Raw genomic sequence first — 17084 nt, 5'->3', positions numbered from 1 at the left:
AGAGCGGCGAGTACGGCGACCTGGTGGCCATGGGCGTGATCGACCCGACCAAGGTGGCGCGCACCGCCCTGCAGAACGCGGCCTCCATCGCCGGGCTGATCCTCACCACCGACGCCATGGTGGCCGAGCTGCCGAAGGAGGAAAAAGCCACCGCCTCGGCCGGCCACGGCACGGGCGACATGGACTATTGACCGGCACCCGAAGACCTGGCACGGAAGGCCCCGCGTACGCGGGGCTTTTTTTTTATGCCTCTCTACGGACAGGGATGGGCGGGAACGGCCGGGTGGCACACGGTGATGGACCGCAGGTACTCGGCCCACTGGGCGATGACCTCCAGCCTGACGGGGGGCGCGGCGAGGCTGAACGGCGTCACGCGCCAGGCCCGCTGCACCACGTACAACCCCTCGACGCCCTGCACGACCCGGAACAGGGTGATCTCCCCCTGGCCGGATTCGACGAATCGGGTGCAATAAAGCCCCATGTCAGCCGTCGGATAGCCGTTCAAGGTCCCGCTCCCGATCGCGGTCACCTGGACCTGATCGCAGACCCGGCGTGCCTGCTGGCCGATGGAATCGAGATAGCGCTCGAGGGATACGTCCCTGAGCCGCGGGAAGGACTGGACTGTCAACCGGTCCTGCCACGCCTCCAGGGTCTGCCCCGACGGGAGGTATTCCAGCATGCGCAGATCGGGCCAAGTGAGGGACAGGCTCAGCTTCCATCCCGGCGGCCGGGGGACTTCGAAGCGCTCCTCTCCGGCGGCCCGGGCACCCGGGAGGCAGAAAGCTAGCGCCAGCGCCCCCACAGCTCCGGCGAAGGCCCGGGCGCGTCGCCCGAGCGCCGCCCCCGGGCTACGGTCGACCCCGGCCGGGCCCACGTGACCCACGAGCGCCTCCCTTTCCGGCTCCATGACCTTTCCGCTTCCTTCGACCCTGGCCCCGGTCACGATACCATGGCCGCCGGCGTCCGCAGCGTCGGCCACGGAATGCTAAAATGGCGGCCACTCAAGCGGTTCTTCATTCCCCTCCAGAGTGCGCCATGTACGAATCGGACGTGACCAAATTCATCCGGGAGCTCATGGAGAAGAACCCCCACCTCGCGGAGGAGCAGCGCAAGGCCCGCTGCCGCTGGTGGGACAAGAAAATCGACCTGGAGGAGCAGCGGCGCTACAAGGAAGTGCAGGAGCCGATCCGGGGTTACTACTACTATCCGTTGCCCGAGCCGAAGCGGCCCGCCGCGCCACAAGCCCGGGAAGAAAACCAGGCCGCTTGAACTCTGGCTTCAGCGCCGCGCGATCAGATTGAGCACCGCGTCCCCCCGCACGATGGTCAGGGCCAGGGTGCGGTCCGCGTCCTTGAGGGCTTCCCGCAGCTCCGCTACCGACGCAACCCGCCGCTGATTCACGGCGATGATCACGTCGCCCCGGCGCAGCCCCAGCCGCCAAGCCTCCGAATCCCGCTCCACCGAGACCACGCCCACCCCCTGGGGCCGGCCGCCCCGCTCCACGTCCGCCAAGCGGGCGCCGGCGAGCTGGGGCACGGCAACTCCGCCGCTGCCCGGTCCGCCCACCTCCCCGATGCGGCCTGCGAGGGTCAGGGGCCTGCCTTCTCGCAGCACCCGGATCTCCACCCGCTCGCCCACGGGAGTAAGCCCCAGCTCGTTCCTTACCTCGCTCGAAGTGCGCATCGCCCGCCCGTTGATCGAGGTGATGATGTCCCGGGGTTTCAGCCCGGCCTTCTGCGCGGGGGAGCCTTCGGCCACCTCCACCACCACCGCGCCCTCGGCCAGGGGAACGCCCAGGGCCTTGGCGAGATCCGGCGTCAAGTCCTGCACGGTGACCCCCAGCCAGCCCCGGCGCACCTCGCCGAAGCGGATGAGCTGGTCCATGACCCGGCGGGCCATGTTGGAAGGCACCGCGAAGCCGATGCCCACGTTGCCGCCGGAGGGGGCGATAATGGCCGTGTTGATGCCCACCAGCTCGCCCCGGAGATTCACTAGGGCGCCCCCGGAGTTTCCGGGATTGATGGACGCGTCGGTTTGAATGAAGTCCTCGTAGCCCTCCACGTTGATGCCGCTGCGGCCTAGCGCGCTCACGATGCCGGAGGTGGCCGTCTGCCCCAGGCCGAAGGGGTTGCCGATGGCCACTACGAAATCGCCGACCCGCAGCGCGTCGGAGTCGCCGAAAGGGATTGCCTTCAGGTTGTCCGCGTCGATCTTGAGGAGTGCGATGTCCGTGCCCGGGTCGCTGCCCACCAGCCGGGCGTTGAAGCGGCGCCGATCCCGGGTAGTGACTACCACCTGATCCGCCTTTTGGATGACGTGGTGGTTGGTGAGCACGTAACCCTGGGCCGCGTCCACGATGACGCCGGAGCCGGCGCTGATAGTGGGGCGGGGGTCGGGAATGTTGAAGAAGCGGCGGAAGAACGGGTCCCGCAGCAGCGGGTTGTCGTAGTCCTGGGCGCGGGAGATCACCGCGATGTTGACCACGCCAGGCGTCACTTCGGCCAGCATGGGGGCGAGGGTCGGGATCTCCCCCGCGCGGCCTGGGGGCAGCGCCCCGGACACCGTCGGCGGGAGCCAGAGGACCGCGGCCAACGCGGTCCATGCCAGTATCCATGCTTGTCGCTTCACAAAGTCCTCCTCGTGCAGACTGCCGCGAACCCCGGGCGGCCGGGCCGTCGACGCTCCCTCGTGCGCGGGCGCGCTCAAGCTCCCGAGCGCAAGGATTTACCCCAGCGCCCGGCCAAGCTTAACAAATTTTTGCTTCTCGTCAGGTCCCTCGGGCCGGAGCCAGGACCACCGTGACGCCTGACGGCAGAAAGCGACGCCTCGGGCTCCGAGTCCTCGCCGGCCGGGGCGAAGGCGAAGAACCGCGCATCGCCATCAGCGAGCAGGACGGCGTGCGTGCGCTCCATCTGGGGGACGAGCGAGTGCAAAGCGCCATGCGCCTCGCGGACCCCAACGCGCTGGAGCTCGCCTACACCCGGGCGATGATGGCGTTCCTGCTCTTCGTCCCCCATCCGAGGGAAGTGCTGATGATCGGCCTGGGGGGCGGGTCCCTCGCCAAGTTCATCCACCATCGCCTGCCCGGCGTGCGCACCACCGTGGTGGAGCTTCACCCCCGGGTGGTGGCGGCGGCGCGCAGCTTCTTTTATCTGCCGGAGGACGACGAGCGGCTGAAGGTCCAGCTCGGCGACGGGGCGGACTACGTCCGCTCCCACCCCGGGACCGCGGACGCCCTCCTGGTGGATGCCTTCGACGCCCGTTGTCCGGCGCCGGCCCTGGCGGACGCTTCCTTTTTAGCCGATGCGCGGGATGCCCTGCGGGCGGGGGGCGCGCTGGTGTTGAACCTGCTGGGGGACGATCCGGCCCTCCCCCGGCACTTGAAGCGCCTGGAAGCCGCCTTCGGGACGCGACCCCTATGTCTCCAACCGGAGCCCGGGAGCAACGTGGTCGCGCTGGCCCTGCGCGATGCGCCGGCCAGGCTGAGATGGGAAGTATTGAAGCGGCGTGGAAAGGCGCTGGAACAGGCGTTGGGGCTGCCGTTCGGCGCGTTCGTTCGGGCGCTGCGCCAGAGCAGCAACCCCGCCGGGCGCGCCCTGAAGTTCAGTGAAGAATGACCGGCTGGGTCAGCAATCCCTCGAACTCGCCCAGAAACTGGTCCATGGATTCCTGGGAGGGATTCTCGGCCAGCACGTGCTCCATGGACACGCGGATGGTGGAGGCCAGCTCTCCCGTGAGAAACACCCCGCGCCGGGTCTGGCGGTCGATCACTTCCAGGCCGCACTGCATCGGATACTCCACCACGTAGTAGTTCTGGCTACTATAAAGCACGACCATGTGATCCACCTCCGTTGCCGTGAGGCCTTGTCCCCAAATCGGGCGCGCTTCCCCCAAGCTGGCGCGTGGCGTTTCCACCCTATTTCTCCCTTTCCTGCACCCAATTCCTGGTCAAGGTTCTGCCTGTCTCCCGATGAATGCGCAAAGAGCATGCCAGCCCCCGGCCCGCCGGGCCGCCGGAGCGCCCGGGAACCCCTTGTCCAGACCGCCCTCCGGATTCCCCGTAACGTTCTGATGTCAAGCTTTTTTCTTTGACCCCCATCGGGAGCCCTTTGCCGGGGCGCTTCCGCCCTTGGGAAAAAACCGTTCCCGGCCCTTGGAACCAGTGTCGTCGAACGGATCCCGCGTCCAGATCCGCGACACCATCGCCATCCTCTCGACACCTAAGAAGCCCCTCAAGAGGTCGAGAGCGCGGCGATGAGCCGGCCGAGGATCTCCGGCCAGCGGTCGATCACCAAGAAGTGGCCGCCGCCGCAGACCCGCTCCAGCCGCGGCCGCTTCAACCGCCGCTCCAGGGCCAGGGCCGCGGAGAGGGGAATCATCAGGTCCGCGTCCCCGTGCCAGAGCTCGACCGGCACCTCGATCGTCGCCGGATCGAAGCCCCAATCGGCGGCGAGCAACCCCAGGTCCTGGAGGAAGGGCCCGGCGCCGCGCCGCAGTCCCTCGGCCAGATCCTGGGCGAACATAGCGCGCACCGTGGGCCTCGCCAGCACTTCCCGGTCCACCGGGTGGAGGTGGGAGGCGAGCAGATCCAGGTAGCGCCCCGGCTGGGCGCGCCCGAGGGCGGCGGCCGCGCCTAGGGGTGCGTGCAAAAGCCAGGGAAAGCGGGGCGCCAGCCGGAACGCGGCCCGTACTGTCCATGCCATAGGCATGGCGCCGGGCATCGACCCCGGCGGGCCCACGCCGCTCACCACCGCCGCCCCCGCGACGCGTTTCGCAAGCCATGCCGCACAGGCAAGCGCATAAGGGCCGCCGGCGGAGACGCCAGCGACCGCGAAACGTTCGAAGCCCAGCGCATCGACCAGGGCCGCCACGTCCCCGGCCCAATCGGTGAGGCGCCGGGAGGGCAGCGAATCGGAGAGCCCGAACCCCGGCCGCTCCGGCGCCACGATGCGGGCGCCGAGCCGCGCCGCCAGACCCAGGTCCGGATGCCGCTGGTAGCGGGAGCCCGGCAGCCCGTGAAACACCAGCACCGGCACGCCCCCCGGGTCACCGTAGTCGGCGTAGCCGAGGCGGCGGCCGTCGGGCAGGCGCAGGGTGGCGCTCGGCGGGACGGCGAGCGGTTCGGGACTCACGAACAGACCGTCAGTCCTCCGCGAACGCGGGCTGGGGAAATTCCTCGGGGTCGAAGGCTCGGTCGCCCTCGGGCTGGGGCGAGCCGGGCGGCCTCAAGTTGGCGAAGTCGTAAAGCCGCGGGTCGGCGAGGTGGGAGGGCACCACGTTCTGCAGGCTGCGGAACAGGCTTTCGATCCGCCCCGGAAAGCGCTTTTCCCACTCCCGCAGCATCTCCTTCACCGCCTGCCGCTTCAGGTTGGGCTGGGAGCCGCACAGGTTGCAGGGGATGATGGGGAAGCGCCGCTCTTGCGCGTACGCGGCGATGTCCCCCTCGCGGCAGTAGGCGAGAGGCCGGATCACCACGTGCCGGCCGTCGTCGGACGCGAGCTTGGGCGGCATAGCCTTGAGCTTGCCCCCGTAGAACAGGTTGAGGAAGAGGGTCTCCAGGATGTCGTCCCGGTGGTGGCCCAGGGCGATCTTGGTGGCGCCGATCTCCGAGGCGACCCGGTACAGGATGCCGCGGCGCAACCGGGAGCAGAGGGAGCACAGGGTCCTGCCCTCGGGGATGACCCGCTTGACCACGCTATAGGTATCCTGGCGCTCGATGCGGTAGGAAACGCCGCGAGCCGTCAGATATTCCGGCAGCACGTGCTCGGGGAAACCGGGCTGCTTCTGGTCCAGGTTAACCGCGGTGAGCCGGAAGGGGACCGGGGCCTTCTCCTGGAGGGCCAGCAGGACATCCAGCAAGGTGTAGCTGTCCTTGCCTCCCGAGAGGCAGACCATCACGTGATCGCCGGCTTCGATCATCCGGTAGTCGTGGATCGCCTGCCCCACCAGACGGCGCAGGCGCTTGGCCCGCTTGTTCGCCTCGAAATCCTGTTTTCGCGTGTCCGCGCCCATCGTTGTGCTCGCCACCTGCTACCGCCGGCAGTCCCCTGCATTCAAAATGCTATTCTCCCAGAACGAATTGCCCTTGCCTACGCGCCCCGGCGCGGGCTTGCGACTGCCGAACTATTCCCCGGTTCGAACCGCCTAAGGGATTGATTGCCCGTCGCCGGGCAAAGGAGGATCCCCATGACCGCACCCCGCCGCCCCGCTCGCCGCTCCGGGCTGGGAATCGCGGTCCTGGCGCTTTTCTGGGCGAGCCTTTCCTTTTCTCCCGCCACAGAAGCGGCCGAGGCCAACGGCAGCGCCGACGGTCCCAATCCCCTGGCGGCGGTGGTGCGAGTGAAAACCAAGGCGCTACCCGACGCCCGCACCGCGCCTTACCTCGGGCATAGTCGGGAAGGAAGCGGCGTGGTGATCGATCCGAACGGCCTGGTGCTCACCATCGGCTACCTGGTGCTGGAAGCCGACAGCATCGAGGTCACCGATTCCACCGGCAAGACCCACGCCGCCACTCTGATCGCCTACGACCACGCGACAGGTTTCGGGCTGGCGCGCACCGTCACGCCCGTGAGCGTGCCCCCCATCGAGTTAGGCGACGCCAGCCAGCTTAAAGTCCGGGACGAGGTGCTGATCGCGGGCTTCGGCGGACCCTCCGCCACAGCGGTAGGAATGGTGGTTTCCCGGCGCCAGTTCACTGGCGCCTGGGAATACCTGCTGGAGAACGCCATCTTCACCGTGCCCCCCGTGCTCAACTGGGGCGGGGCCGCCCTGATCGGGCAGGACGGGCGGCTATTGGGCATCGGCTCCCTGCTGGTGCCCGACGCCGTCGAGCCGGGGGTGCGCTTTCCCGGCAACATGTTCGTGCCCGTCGACATCTTGAAACCGATCCTGGCCGACCTGCTGGACGACGGTCGGCGCACCGGGCCCCCCAGGCCCTGGCTGGGGCTGTCCACCGAAGAGGTCCAAGGGCGGCTGTTCGTGGTGCGGGTCGCGCCCGAAGGTCCCGCCGACCGGGCCGGCATCCGGCCCAACGACATTGTGACCGGGCTCGACGGGAATCCGCTGGAGAACCAGGCCGACTTCTATCGCAAGCTGTGGGCCAAAGGGCCCGCCGGCACCGCGGTGAAACTGCAGGTGCTCCAGGGCAACCTGCTCAAGGAGATTTCCGTGACTTCCATGAACCGGGAGGAGTACCTCCGTGTCAAGCAAGCCTACTGAACCCTCGCCCCTCCCTCTAGCCGCGGGCCGCTTCCAGCGGCGCCGTTTCCTCGCGGGCGCTATGGGGGCAGGGGCCCTCTTCGCCTCCCCCGCCCTGCTCGCGGCCCTTATCCCCACGCCGCGCCAGACCCGGGGGCCGTTCTATCCCCTCACTTTGCCGCTGGAGAAGGACAACGATCTCGTCACCGTCGCCGGCCGCCCGGGTTTAGCCAGCGGGGAGATCGTGCACGTGGTGGGACGCGTCCTGGACCGGAACGGGCGGCCCGTGCCCAAGGCCCGCATCGAGATCTGGCAGTGCAACGCCTTCGGCCGCTACCACCATCCCCACGACCGCAGCGACCGGCCCATCGATCCCAACTTCCAGGGCTACGGCCAGTTCGTCACGGGAGAGGACGGCGCCTACCGCTTCCGCACCATCAAGCCGGTGCCCTACCCGGGCCGCGCGCCCCACATCCATTTCGCCATCGGCGGCGAGGACTTCTCGCCCCTGGTCACCCAGATGTACGTGGCGGGCGCGCCGGAAAACGAGCGGGATTTCATCCTCAACGCAATCCGCGACCCGAAGGCTCGAGCGAGCCTCATTGTCGCTTTCGACGCCCGCGCCGAAACGGGTGAGCCGGTGGGCGTCTTCGACATCGTGCTGGACCGGGACGGGCCGTTCGAGAAGCGGGGCTGATTCCGGAGGGGGAACGGGGCAAAGGGTTCCGCGGACCGGGCGGCGCGAGCGGTCACCGCGAGCCTATTCTTCAGTCTGGATCGCGATGACGCCCTGCTCCAGGGCGTGGATGATAGCGCATTGGGACAGGGGCCCTTCCATCGGGCAGGTGGCGATCAGGGCTTCGAGGACGCGCCTCAACCGCTGGAGCTTGTCGATGCGCTGGTCCACCTGGGCGAGTCGGGTCTCCACCCAGGCGCGCACCTGGGAGGCGTCCGCACCGGGGAGCCCCCGCAGGTGGATCAGCTCGCCGATTTCCTTGAGGGAAAAACCCAGATCCCGCGCCTGGCGGATGAAGCGGATGCGGAGGACGGTGGCCTCCGGGTAGCGGCGATAGCCCGAGCCCTTCGGCCGGGGAGGCTGCTCGATCAGCCCTTCCCGCTCGTAGAAGCGGATCGTCTCGACGCCGACGCCCGCCCGCCGGGCCACTTCCCCGATGGTCCACCCTTCCATACCCCCTCCTCGCTTGGCGGAGGCAAATTTATTCTGTGTACGTTAGTACAGGGTCAAGGGTGGAAATGTTAATAAATCTTGTTTCCCCTCAGGGCTTGCCGGGAAACGGATCTTCCGGCGTCCCGTCCGCGACCACCACCGGCGGCTGGGGCCGCTCGTTGACGTACAGACGAAAGACGTCGGGCCGGGCGTAGTGACCCACCACGTCGAAGTCGTACTTACCGCGCACGATCTCGCCCAAGTCGAGCTCGGCGGTCAGGATGGCCTCGCCCTCGAAGTCGGGCCCCGCCAGCACCTGCCCCAGGGGCCCCACGATGCAGCTTCCGCCGCGGCTGATCACCGTGTCGGGGTCGTTCCCCTGCACCAGGGTGAAGTCGGCAGGGAAGTCCCGGCGGCGGGTGAACTGGTTGCACGAGAGCACGAAGCAGCGGCCCTCCAAGGCCACGTGCTGCATGGTGGGAAGCCAGGTGGCGCGGCCGTCGGCGGTGGGGGCGCAATAGAGCTGAATGTTCTTCGCGTACATGGCCATGCGCAGGAGCGGCATGTAGTTTTCCCAGCAGATGACGGCCCCGAGGCGCCCGTACGGAGTGTCGAACACCGGCAGGGTGGAGCCGTCCCCGAAGCCCCACACCAGACGCTCCACGGCGGTGGGCATGAGCTTGCGGTGCTTGCCGAGATAGCGGCCCTCGGGTGAAAAGAACAGGACGGTGCAGTAGAGGGTGCCTACCTCCCGCTCGATCACGCCGATCACCAGGTAGAGGCGGTTCTCGCCGGCCACCTGGGCGAGGAAGTCCACGTGGGGGCCCGGCACGTCCACAGCGGAATCGAAGTAGCGGAGGAATTCCTCCCGCCCCTCGGGCGAGCGCATGCCGATGCGGGCGCCGAAGTCCGCGCCCTTGGGATAGGCGGACACGAAGGCCTCGGGAAAGAGGACCACCTTCGCTCCCTTGTCCGCGGCTTCCGCCGCCAGGGCTCGCACCTTCTCCAGGGTGCGGGCCCGGTCGAAGGCGACCGGCGCGGCCTGCACCACCGCCGCCACGAAGCGCTTGTGCCGCTCCTGCGTCATGAAAGCCGGCCCTCCTGCCGCGGCAAAAACTTTCCGGCGTCTCGCCGGGGGGTTTCTGGGCTATGATCGCGTTTTCCCGCGCGAGCCCCCGGCCCCGTCCTTCCAGTGCGCCTGCGGCCGGAGCGGGAACGAAAAAGATTATAGCCCCCGATCATGGACCGAGCCCGGAAAAACGTCCTGGTGCTGGCCGCCTGCCAGGCCCTGCTCTTCACCCACAACGTCATCCTGATTTCCATCAACGGGCTCGCCGGCTTCGCCCTGGCGGAGGTCAAGGCGCTGGCGACGCTGCCCGTCACCGCCTACGTGGTGGGCGGCGCCCTCTCCACCCTGCCCGCGTCCTTCTGGATGAAGCGGGTGGGACGGCGCGCCGGTTTCATGACCGGCGCCGCCTTCGGCTTCGCCGGCGCCGCCGTGTGCACCCTGGCCGTTCACCTGGAAAGCTTCTGGACCCTGTGCCTCGGCACCCTGGTGGCGGGCGTCTACAACGCCTTTGGCCAGTACTATCGTTTCGCTGCGGCGGAGACCGCCAGCCTGGACTTCAAGAGCAAGGCCATCTCGCTGGTGATGGCCGGCGGCATCGCCGGCGGCGTCCTGGGCCCCGAAAGCAGCAAGCTCACCCTGGACCTCCTGTGGGCCCCGTACATGGGATCGTATGCCTCCCTCATGGGGTTTTCGGTCATCGCCATGCTCCTCTCGCGCTTCATCGACATTCCACCCATGGAGGAGCACGAGCGGCGGGTGGCGGGGCGGCCCCTTTCCCGCATCATGGCCCAGCCGGCCTTCGCGGTGGCGGTCCTCTCCGCCATGGTGGGCTACGGCGTTATGAACCTGCTCATGACGGCGACCCCCATCGCCATGACCCAGCACCACCACCCGTACCACGACGCCGCCTTCGTGATCGAATGGCACGTGATCGGCATGTTCGCCCCTTCCTTCGTGACGGGCTCCCTGATCCAGCGCTTTGGCGTCGTGCCCGTCATCCTCACGGGTGTCGCCCTCATGTTCGCCTGCGTGGGCGTGGCGCTGGCGGGGGTCGCGGTCATGAACTTCTGGCTGGCCTTGTTCCTGCTGGGCGTGGGCTGGAACTTCATGTTCGTCGGCGGCACGACCCTGCTCACCGAGACCCACACCCCCGCGGAGCGGGCCAAGACCCAGGGCGTGAACGACTTCCTGATCTTCCTCACCCTGGCCACCTCCTCCTTCTCTTCCGGGGTCCTCATCTCGGGCCAGGGATGGCAGCTCCTCAACCTGTGGTCGCTGCCCTTCCTGCTGGTGACGGGCACCGCGGCAGCGTGGCTGCTCCTGCAGCGGCGGGCGGGCCGCCTGGCGGCGTAAGGCTTTCTCACCACAGAGTTGCTCTGTGGTGATCCGCTACCATCGCCGACAGGAGGATCAGGAGCCCAGTGCCGGCGGCCAGGCCCGGCAGCAGGCCGCCGCGCCGCCATAGCATCACTGCCATGCCCGCCGCGGCGGCGACGAGCCGGAAGGCGAGGGGCGTTTCCGCCAGGATCCCCACCGGAAGCACGATGACCCGCGCCACCAGGGCCGCCAGCATGGCGTAGGTGACGCAGGTGAACCACTGGAACAAGGGACTGTCCAGGCGCAGCCGGCCGGCAAAGGCGACGCCCAGCCCGCGCCACAAATAGGTCCCGACCGTGGCAGCCGCGAGCAGGATCCAGGGCCAGTAGGGGGAGCGGGCCAGATCAGCGGCCATGACGCCGCCACCTCCGCTCCAGCAGGAACGCGGCCGATCCGCCCACGACGCCGCACAGGAGCAGGCTCCATCCGGGCGCAGCCAGATGCACCAGGGGGCCGCTCACCCCGCCGATCAGGAGCGCCAGCCGGCTCGCCCGCTGGCGTACTTCCGCGAACAGGAGCAAGAAGAAAAGTGGGTTCAGGAAAACCAGCCCCAGGGTGACGGACGTGGGCACGTGGCCCGCAGCGAGATAGCCGAGGACCGTCCCGGGCACCGACACGCCCCAGCACACCAGGCCGAAGCCGGTGAAGTACGGCAGCCGCTCCTCCGGCTTGAGCCGAGGGAAGGCGCTCATCATGGAGGCCCAGGTGGTCATGGAGACCAGGTGCACCAGGGCATACAGGAGGCGCCCGTGGTGGGGGCGGGGCACGTGGGGCATGAGGGTGAGGGTCATGGGCAGGAAGCGGGCGGCCGTGAGGGACACGGCGAGAAAGATGGCCAGCCCCGAGGCGCCCACCGCGAACATTTCCACGAACACTACCTGCCCCGGCAGGGCGTAGATGAAGAAGCTGGTGGCGGAAGTCACCCACAAGCCCAGGCCGCTCTCCCGCCCCAAGGCGCCAAAGCCCACCATGCCGGCGAAGAGCACCAGGGCCGGGGCGCCCAGCGCATCCCGGGCCCCGGCCAGCAACCCCCGGCGAATTTCGTTGTCGGACCAGCGCATGCCCGCGATTGTATATGCTTGCGCCGGTAGAGCGAACGACCTATCGTTGGGGGCGATTCCGCGCCTCGACGAGCACCGATTCCGTCCGGAAATCCTCCCGGGGCTCGCGGGCCGGCGGAAAGGAATTCGTTCCACCGTGAAAAGCGCAACGAGGCTCCCGTGCCTTCACCCCCGCGCCTGTCGTTGACCGGGATTCCCCGCCACGAGCGGCCCGCCGCCCTGCTAGCGGGAGCCTACTTCTTCTGCCTGCTGTGCGGCTACTACGTGCTGCGGCCGGTGCGGGACGAAATGGGCATCCAGGGAGGCGTGGAAAACCTGCAGTGGACTTTCACCGCCACCTTCGCCGCCATGCTGGCGGCCACTCCCCTGTTCGGGTGGGCGGTCGCCCGCATCCGGTTGCGCCGGCTGGTGCCCGCCGTGTACCTCTTCTTCGCGGCGCACCTGATCGCCTTCTACCTGGCGCTGGAGGGCGGCGCCCCCAGGGAACTCCTGGCCCGGGGCTTCTTCGTATGGGTGAGCGTGTTCAACCTGTTCGTCGTGTCCGTCTTCTGGAGCTTCATGGCGGATCTTTTCGACAGCGACCAGGCGAAGCGGCTCTTCGGCACTATCGCGGCCGGCGGCAGTCTCGGCGCGGTGACGGGTCCCCTGCTGACGGTGTGGCTGGCGCAGCAACTGGGGCCGGCCAACCTGCTCCTCGTCGCCTGCGCCTTCCTCGCCGGAACCCTGGCCTTCATCGCCGCCCTGTTGCGCTGGTCCGACCGGTCGGCGCGCCCGGGCCCGGTCACGGCCTCCCGGGACCAGCCCGTGGGCGGCGGCGTGCTGGCGGGCTTGACCCTCACCCTGAGCTCGCCCTATCTCCTGGGCATCGGCCTCTACATCGTGCTGTTCACGGCCCTGTCCACCTTTCTCTATTTCGAGCAGGCCCGCATCGTGCGCGACGCCATCGCCACGCCGGGCGGCCGCACCCAGCTCTTCGCCGCCATGGACCTGGCGGTGAACGCCCTCACCCTGGCGGGCCAGATCTTCCTGACCGGCCGCATCCTGGTGCGCTACGGGCTTGGGCTTGCCCTCGCCGCCCTTCCTCTGCTCTCCCTCGCCGGCTTCGCCGTGCTGGCCGTTTTCCCGGTGCTGGGCGTGATCGTCGCCTTCCAGGTGCTGCGGCGGACCTGCAACTTCTTCCTCGCCAAACCGGCGCGGGAAGCGCTTTTCACGGTGATCCCGGTGGAAGAGAAGTACAAAGCCAAGAACTTCATCGACACCGTGGTCTACCGGGGCGGCGACGCGGCGAGCGGCTGGCTGCACACGGCGCTGAGGGCCTTGGGGCTGGGCGCCACGGGCATCTGCCTCGCCGCGCTGCCCCTGGCGGCCCTCTCCCTCGCCCTCGGGATCAGGCTGGGCGCGCGCCACGAGGCCCTGCGCCGGCGCGAGCCATCCACGGTACCCTCCACCGCCGCCATCGCCCAGGAAACCGTCCCATGACCGCTGCTCCTTCTTCCCCCCTGCGGCGCCGCGTGATCCAGGCCCTGGCGGCGGGCGCCGCCCTGGGGCCCGGCGCCCTCGCCCACCCCCCCGAGGGCCGGGAAATCCTGAAACGCCCGATCCCGAGGACCGGCGAGGCGCTTCCGGTGATCGGGCTCGGCACCTACCGCACCTTCGACGTGGGCGCAAGCACCGCCGAACGCGCGCCCCTCCAGGAGGTGCTGCAGCGCTTCGTCCTGCGCGGGGGCACGGTGATCGACAGCTCCCCTATGTACGGGAACGCCGAGACCGTGGTCGGGGATCTCGCCTCCGCGCTCGGGCTGGCGGACCAGCTGTTCTACGCCACCAAGGTCTGGACCACCGGCCGCGAGGCGGGCATCCGCCAGATGGAGCAATCCTTGCGCCGCCTGCGGGTCGCGCGCCTGGACCTTATGCAGATCCACAACCTTCTCGACCTGGAGATCCACCAGCAGACGCTCAAGGCCTGGAAAGCGGAGGGCCGGGTCCGCTACATCGGCGTCACCCACTACCACGAAGGCGCCTACGACGCCTTGGAGCGGATCCTAAAGACCCGGGCGTTCGACTTCGTGCAGCTCAACTATTCCATCGCCGAGCGGGAGGCGGAAAAGCAGCTCCTGCCGCTGGCCGCCGAGACCGGGACCGCGGTCATCGTCAACCGGCCCTTCGCCCAGGCAAACCTGTTCCACCGGGTCAGGGGCAAAAGCGTGCCGGAGTGGGCGGTGGAGTTCGATTGCACGAGCTGGGCCCAGTTTTTCCTCAAGTACATCGTTTCCCACCCGGCGGTCACCTGCGCCATTCCCGCCACCGGAAAGCCTCGACACCTGGAAGACAACATGCTGGCGGGCTACGGCCGGCTGCCGGACGCCGCGATGCGCCGCAGGATGGCGGCCTTCATGGACGCCATTTAGCGCCCCGCGAGCGCAACTCACGCCTCGCCGCGGGCCGGATAATCGTTCCTGGTCACGAAATCGACGGCGTTGAGCACGTCGGCGAAGGAGGGACGGGAGAACGGCATGGAGTTGACCGCCGAGGCGTAGAGCGTCCCGTCCGGCCTCACCAGAAATAGCCCCGGCTCGGAGAATTCCGCCGGTTCGCCTTCCTTGATGCCGCGGGAGATGAACAGGCCCCATTCCCGGGCTTTGGAGATGGTCAAGCCGTAACCGATCCTGAGCCGCTCCAGCCCCCACTCTTGCTTCGTCCGCAGGGCGCGCTCGCGGTCGTCGCAACTGATGGCGATCGCCTCCACGCCGCGGGCGGTGAACTCGGGAATCTTGCCGTTCAGGTCGCGCAGGTAGGACTTGCAGATCGGGCAGTGAAGCCCGCGGTAAAACACCAGCATGGTGAAGTGCCGGGGGCTTTGGTTGGCGAGTCTCCAGGTTCCGGCGTTCAGGGTTTCCACTTGTAGGTCAGGGACGGGTTGACGGGGTTTGAGCTGGGGCATGTCTTTCTCCTTGGCTGGCCGAGCAGCAGTGGGGAGCGCTTTAGCGCACCGCAGCGGCGCTTTCGGACAGGGACAGTGCGCTTCGCTGCGCTCTACGCACCGTGCTCGATTTTAAGACGGGTCTAATTCACCCGAAAACCAGGCGTCGGGTTACGCGAAATGCCGCTGCAGCGCCTTCAGAAGGGCCTGGTAGATCGGGTTGCAGAAGGCGCCGACGGCGCCGGGATCGGCCGACTCGTAGGTCGAGCTCCATTCGATGAAAGTGGTGTCGTTTTCCGTGATGGGCAGGACGCGCACGCGTCCCACGTAGTTGCTCACCGCCCCCTTGGCGACCGGCCCGGGCCCGTCGTCGATGCTGTAGGCGAGGGAACGCTCCAGGTCGTCCAGGGCGAGCAGGGTCTCGTGGAAGGCGTCGTTGAGGATGCGCCTGGCGCCGATCTGATCCCCCTTGCGATCCCCCACCGCCACCGCCTTGGTCACGACCTGGGGCGCCCAGGACAGATCGTGAAAGTTGCGCACGGTGGCCCATACCTTCTCGCAGGGGGCGTTGATGACCGCGGAGTTGTAGCATTTACCCATGATTGCGCTCCTATCTCGTGATAGCCAACGATGAAACAAGCTGCGAAGCCCAGAGCTCTCTCAAGGCCTCAAGTCGGATTCGACCCGAAGGCCGTCGAGGAATTTGTTGAAGCCGTTGAATAGATCGACGACCGCCATGAGTTCGGTGACCTCGGCGTCGCCGAAGCCCATGGCCTTCAACGTCGCGGTATGGGCGTTGATGCAGTACTCACATCCGTTGGTCGCCGACACGACCAGGGCGATGATCTCCTTGGTTTTGCGGTCCAACGTCCCGGGACCCATGATGACCTTAAGGCGCTCCCACGTGGCGCGCAAGTAGGCAGGATGATTTGCCATGGCCTTAAAGAGATTGGGCACGAAAGGAAGCCCAAACGCCTTCTTGATCTCGTCATAGACCAGCTTGACGTCGTGGTTGGCTGCGGTCTCTTCCACGTAGGACACGGTTGCCATCTTGCTTTCTCCTCGACCTTGAGTTGATAAGTTCCTTCCAAGCGGAAGGCGCCTATACTCTAGTCCAGGCATTCAGCACGAACTATCATTAAAAATACAGAATTCTTGTGCGAACGTCCAAAACTAGAGTGATGTCATGGATGTATTGACGGATATCCTGCGCTCCCTGCGCCTGGCCGGCGGGGTCTATTTCCGCTGCGAATTCAGGGCACCCTGGGGCATGGGAATCGGACCCCAGCCGGTCGCCGAGTTCCATGTGGTGGTCCGGGGAAGCTGCTGGCTTCGCCTGCCCGGTAAGCCCGCGCCGATTCCCTTGCGTGGCGGTGACCTGGCGGTTTTTCTCCGGGGTGACCCCCATGAGCTGATCGATGCGCCGGAGAGCGAAGCGATTCCCGCCGAAAAGCTCCTGGCGGATCAGGACCTGGAGGGCTATGGGCCCGTCGCCCACGGCGGAGGAGGCGCCCTGACGACGATTCTGTGCGGCTACTTCAAGTTCGACCGCGACACCAGGCATCCGCTGCTGGCGGCCCTGCCGCCTTTCATCCTCATCCGCGGGGCCGACAGCCATGACTTCAGCGGACTCAAGACGACGTTGGACCTCATGCTCCAGGAGACGAAGGCAGGGCGCCCCGGCGCGGAGGCGGTGGTCGATCGGCTCGCGGAGGCTTTGTTCATCCTTATGCTGCGGGCCTACATCCAGCAGTCCCCCGCGCCGCCGGGGATGCTCGCGGCGCTCACGGATCGCCAGATCGCCGCGGCCCTCGCACACCTACACCGAGCTCCTGAGCAGTCCTGGACCCTGGTCTCGCTGGCCGCCCGCGTCGGCATGTCCCGTTCGGCCCTTGCCGCCCGCTTCAAGCAACTGGTCGGTCAGCCGCCCATGGAATACCTGACCCTCTGGCGCATGCAAAAGGCGCGGGAGCTGCTGGCCGAGACGCGCCTTTCTACAGCGGTAGTGGCGGAGAAGGTGGGCTACCGGTCGGAGGCCGCCTTCGGCAAGGTCTTCAAGAAGATCACGGGAATCGGGCCGGGCGCTTTTCGTCGACAAGAGGGCACACCGGTGGCGATGGTTCATAAAGGGCGTAGCGCCGCAGCCGTCGCCCGTCCTGGGTCTTGAGCTTGCGGTTGGAGCGATGCGGCGCAATGAGCTCCACGCCCTCCTTCTTCAGCTCTTGGTCCAGGGTGTCGCTGTCGCAGGCGCGATCACCAATCAAGATTCTCGGGCTTTGCTTCGATCATGTA

The 17084-nt window shown here is 67.7% G+C and carries 20 protein-coding genes and 2 pseudogenes; 9 read left to right on the top strand and 13 right to left on the bottom strand.

What is annotated here, in order from left to right:
• Positions 1–191 (top strand): annotated as a pseudogene (groEL, locus tag ACUVYZ_RS16940) (chaperonin GroEL); the annotation flags it as partial.
• Positions 192–253: 62 nt separating this feature from the next.
• Here groEL and ACUVYZ_RS16935 read toward each other — a convergent pair.
• Entirely contained in the window at positions 254–907 is a 654-nt protein-coding gene (locus ACUVYZ_RS16935) for a hypothetical protein (protein WP_439935622.1), read from the bottom strand.
• Between the two features lie 83 nt (positions 908–990).
• Here ACUVYZ_RS16935 and ACUVYZ_RS16930 point away from each other — a divergent pair, with 83 nt between their 5' ends.
• The gene (locus ACUVYZ_RS16930; RefSeq protein ID WP_439935621.1) at positions 991–1269 is read left to right on the top strand and encodes a DUF3460 family protein; all 279 of its coding nucleotides are present in this window, start codon (positions 991–993) and stop codon (positions 1267–1269) included.
• A gap of 9 nt (positions 1270–1278) precedes the next feature.
• On the opposite strand, the gene ACUVYZ_RS16925 is transcribed toward ACUVYZ_RS16930, so the two are convergent.
• Positions 1279–2628: a DegQ family serine endoprotease gene (locus tag ACUVYZ_RS16925; protein ID WP_439935620.1), complete on the bottom strand. Its 1350-nt coding sequence runs from the start codon at positions 2626–2628 to the stop codon at positions 1279–1281.
• Positions 2629–2798: 170 nt separating this feature from the next.
• On the opposite strand from ACUVYZ_RS16925, the gene ACUVYZ_RS16920 reads away from it, so the two are divergent.
• Positions 2799–3617, top strand: a complete 819-nt coding sequence (locus ACUVYZ_RS16920; RefSeq protein WP_439935619.1) for a spermine/spermidine synthase domain-containing protein — start codon at positions 2799–2801, stop codon at positions 3615–3617.
• Here ACUVYZ_RS16920 and ACUVYZ_RS16915 read toward each other — a convergent pair.
• The 3 genes from ACUVYZ_RS16915 to ttcA form a co-directional block, all read right to left on the bottom strand.
• Positions 3604–3837, bottom strand: coding sequence for a BTH_I0359 family protein (locus tag ACUVYZ_RS16915; RefSeq protein WP_439935618.1), 234 nt, complete (start codon positions 3835–3837; stop codon positions 3604–3606). The genes ACUVYZ_RS16920 and ACUVYZ_RS16915 overlap by 14 nt on opposite strands.
• A 395-nt stretch (positions 3838–4232) precedes the next feature.
• Entirely contained in the window at positions 4233–5132 is a 900-nt protein-coding gene (locus ACUVYZ_RS16910; protein ID WP_439935617.1) for an alpha/beta fold hydrolase, read from the bottom strand.
• 10 nt (positions 5133–5142) lie between these two features.
• The gene (gene ttcA / locus ACUVYZ_RS16905; RefSeq protein ID WP_439935616.1) at positions 5143–6012 is read right to left on the bottom strand and encodes a tRNA 2-thiocytidine(32) synthetase TtcA; all 870 of its coding nucleotides are present in this window, start codon (positions 6010–6012) and stop codon (positions 5143–5145) included.
• A gap of 174 nt (positions 6013–6186) precedes the next feature.
• Between ttcA and ACUVYZ_RS16900 the strand changes: the two genes are divergently transcribed.
• Both ACUVYZ_RS16900 and ACUVYZ_RS16895 read left to right on the top strand, forming a co-directional pair.
• Positions 6187–7218, top strand: coding sequence for a S1C family serine protease (locus tag ACUVYZ_RS16900; protein WP_439935615.1), 1032 nt, complete (start codon positions 6187–6189; stop codon positions 7216–7218).
• Positions 7199–7894, top strand: coding sequence for a dioxygenase family protein (locus ACUVYZ_RS16895; RefSeq protein WP_439935614.1), 696 nt, complete (start codon positions 7199–7201; stop codon positions 7892–7894). Before ACUVYZ_RS16900 ends, ACUVYZ_RS16895 begins: the two co-directional genes overlap by 20 nt.
• Before the next feature lie 63 nt (positions 7895–7957).
• Here the strand turns inward: ACUVYZ_RS16895 and ACUVYZ_RS16890 are convergent, their stop codons facing one another.
• Positions 7958–8386: a MerR family transcriptional regulator gene (locus ACUVYZ_RS16890; protein ID WP_439935613.1), complete on the bottom strand. Its 429-nt coding sequence runs from the start codon at positions 8384–8386 to the stop codon at positions 7958–7960.
• An 88-nt stretch (positions 8387–8474) separates the two neighbouring features.
• Positions 8475–9452 carry a nitrilase-related carbon-nitrogen hydrolase gene (locus ACUVYZ_RS16885; protein ID WP_439935612.1) on the bottom strand — a complete coding sequence of 326 codons (978 nt, stop codon included), beginning with the start codon at positions 9450–9452 and terminating at the stop codon, positions 8475–8477.
• Positions 9453–9605: 153 nt separating this feature from the next.
• Between ACUVYZ_RS16885 and ACUVYZ_RS16880 the strand changes: the two genes are divergently transcribed.
• Positions 9606–10787: an MFS transporter gene (locus tag ACUVYZ_RS16880; RefSeq protein ID WP_439935611.1), complete on the top strand. Its 1182-nt coding sequence runs from the start codon at positions 9606–9608 to the stop codon at positions 10785–10787.
• A gap of 7 nt (positions 10788–10794) precedes the next feature.
• Here ACUVYZ_RS16880 and ACUVYZ_RS16875 read toward each other — a convergent pair whose 3' ends face one another.
• Both ACUVYZ_RS16875 and ACUVYZ_RS16870 read right to left on the bottom strand, forming a co-directional pair.
• On the bottom strand, positions 10795–11166 hold the full coding sequence (locus ACUVYZ_RS16875; protein ID WP_439935610.1) for an AzlD domain-containing protein: 372 nt from the start codon (positions 11164–11166) through the stop codon (positions 10795–10797).
• Positions 11156–11872: an AzlC family ABC transporter permease gene (locus ACUVYZ_RS16870; RefSeq protein ID WP_439935609.1), complete on the bottom strand. Its 717-nt coding sequence runs from the start codon at positions 11870–11872 to the stop codon at positions 11156–11158. Before ACUVYZ_RS16870 ends, ACUVYZ_RS16875 begins: the two co-directional genes overlap by 11 nt.
• A 159-nt stretch (positions 11873–12031) precedes the next feature.
• Between ACUVYZ_RS16870 and ACUVYZ_RS16865 the strand changes: the two genes are divergently transcribed.
• Together ACUVYZ_RS16865 and ACUVYZ_RS16860 are read left to right on the top strand one after the other, a co-directional pair.
• Positions 12032–13351 carry an NTP/NDP exchange transporter gene (locus tag ACUVYZ_RS16865; RefSeq protein WP_439935608.1) on the top strand — a complete coding sequence of 440 codons (1320 nt, stop codon included), beginning with the start codon at positions 12032–12034 and terminating at the stop codon, positions 13349–13351.
• Positions 13348–14280, top strand: a complete 933-nt coding sequence (locus tag ACUVYZ_RS16860; protein WP_439935607.1) for an aldo/keto reductase — start codon at positions 13348–13350, stop codon at positions 14278–14280. Before ACUVYZ_RS16865 ends, ACUVYZ_RS16860 begins: the two co-directional genes overlap by 4 nt.
• Positions 14281–14297: 17 nt before the next feature.
• Here the strand turns inward: ACUVYZ_RS16860 and ACUVYZ_RS16855 are convergent, their stop codons facing one another.
• The 3 genes from ACUVYZ_RS16855 to ACUVYZ_RS16845 all read right to left on the bottom strand — a co-directional run bounded on the left by ACUVYZ_RS16855 (position 14298) and on the right by ACUVYZ_RS16845 (position 15842).
• Complete coding sequence (locus tag ACUVYZ_RS16855; protein WP_439935606.1) at positions 14298–14813, bottom strand: peroxiredoxin-like family protein; 516 nt, start codon at positions 14811–14813, stop codon at positions 14298–14300.
• Between the two features lie 150 nt (positions 14814–14963).
• Entirely contained in the window at positions 14964–15392 is a 429-nt protein-coding gene (locus ACUVYZ_RS16850; protein WP_439935605.1) for an SRPBCC family protein, read from the bottom strand.
• Between the two features lie 60 nt (positions 15393–15452).
• A complete protein-coding gene (locus tag ACUVYZ_RS16845) occupies positions 15453–15842 on the bottom strand; it encodes a carboxymuconolactone decarboxylase family protein (RefSeq protein ID WP_439935604.1) in 390 nt (129 codons plus the stop codon).
• Positions 15843–15978: 136 nt separating this feature from the next.
• Between ACUVYZ_RS16845 and ACUVYZ_RS16840 the strand changes: the two genes are divergently transcribed.
• Complete coding sequence (locus ACUVYZ_RS16840) at positions 15979–16959, top strand: AraC family transcriptional regulator (protein WP_439935603.1); 981 nt, start codon at positions 15979–15981, stop codon at positions 16957–16959.
• Here the strand turns inward: ACUVYZ_RS16840 and ACUVYZ_RS16835 are convergent.
• Positions 16925–17065 (bottom strand): annotated as a pseudogene (locus ACUVYZ_RS16835) (IS5 family transposase); the annotation flags it as partial. The gene ACUVYZ_RS16840 and the pseudogene ACUVYZ_RS16835 sit on opposite strands and share 35 nt — an antisense overlap.
• Positions 17066–17084 lie beyond the last annotated feature (19 nt).

This window comes from Pelomicrobium sp. P1 (genome assembly GCF_052805615.1).
Note: the sequence above shows the minus strand (reverse complement) of the source record. Positions and strands in the feature narration are given on the sequence as shown.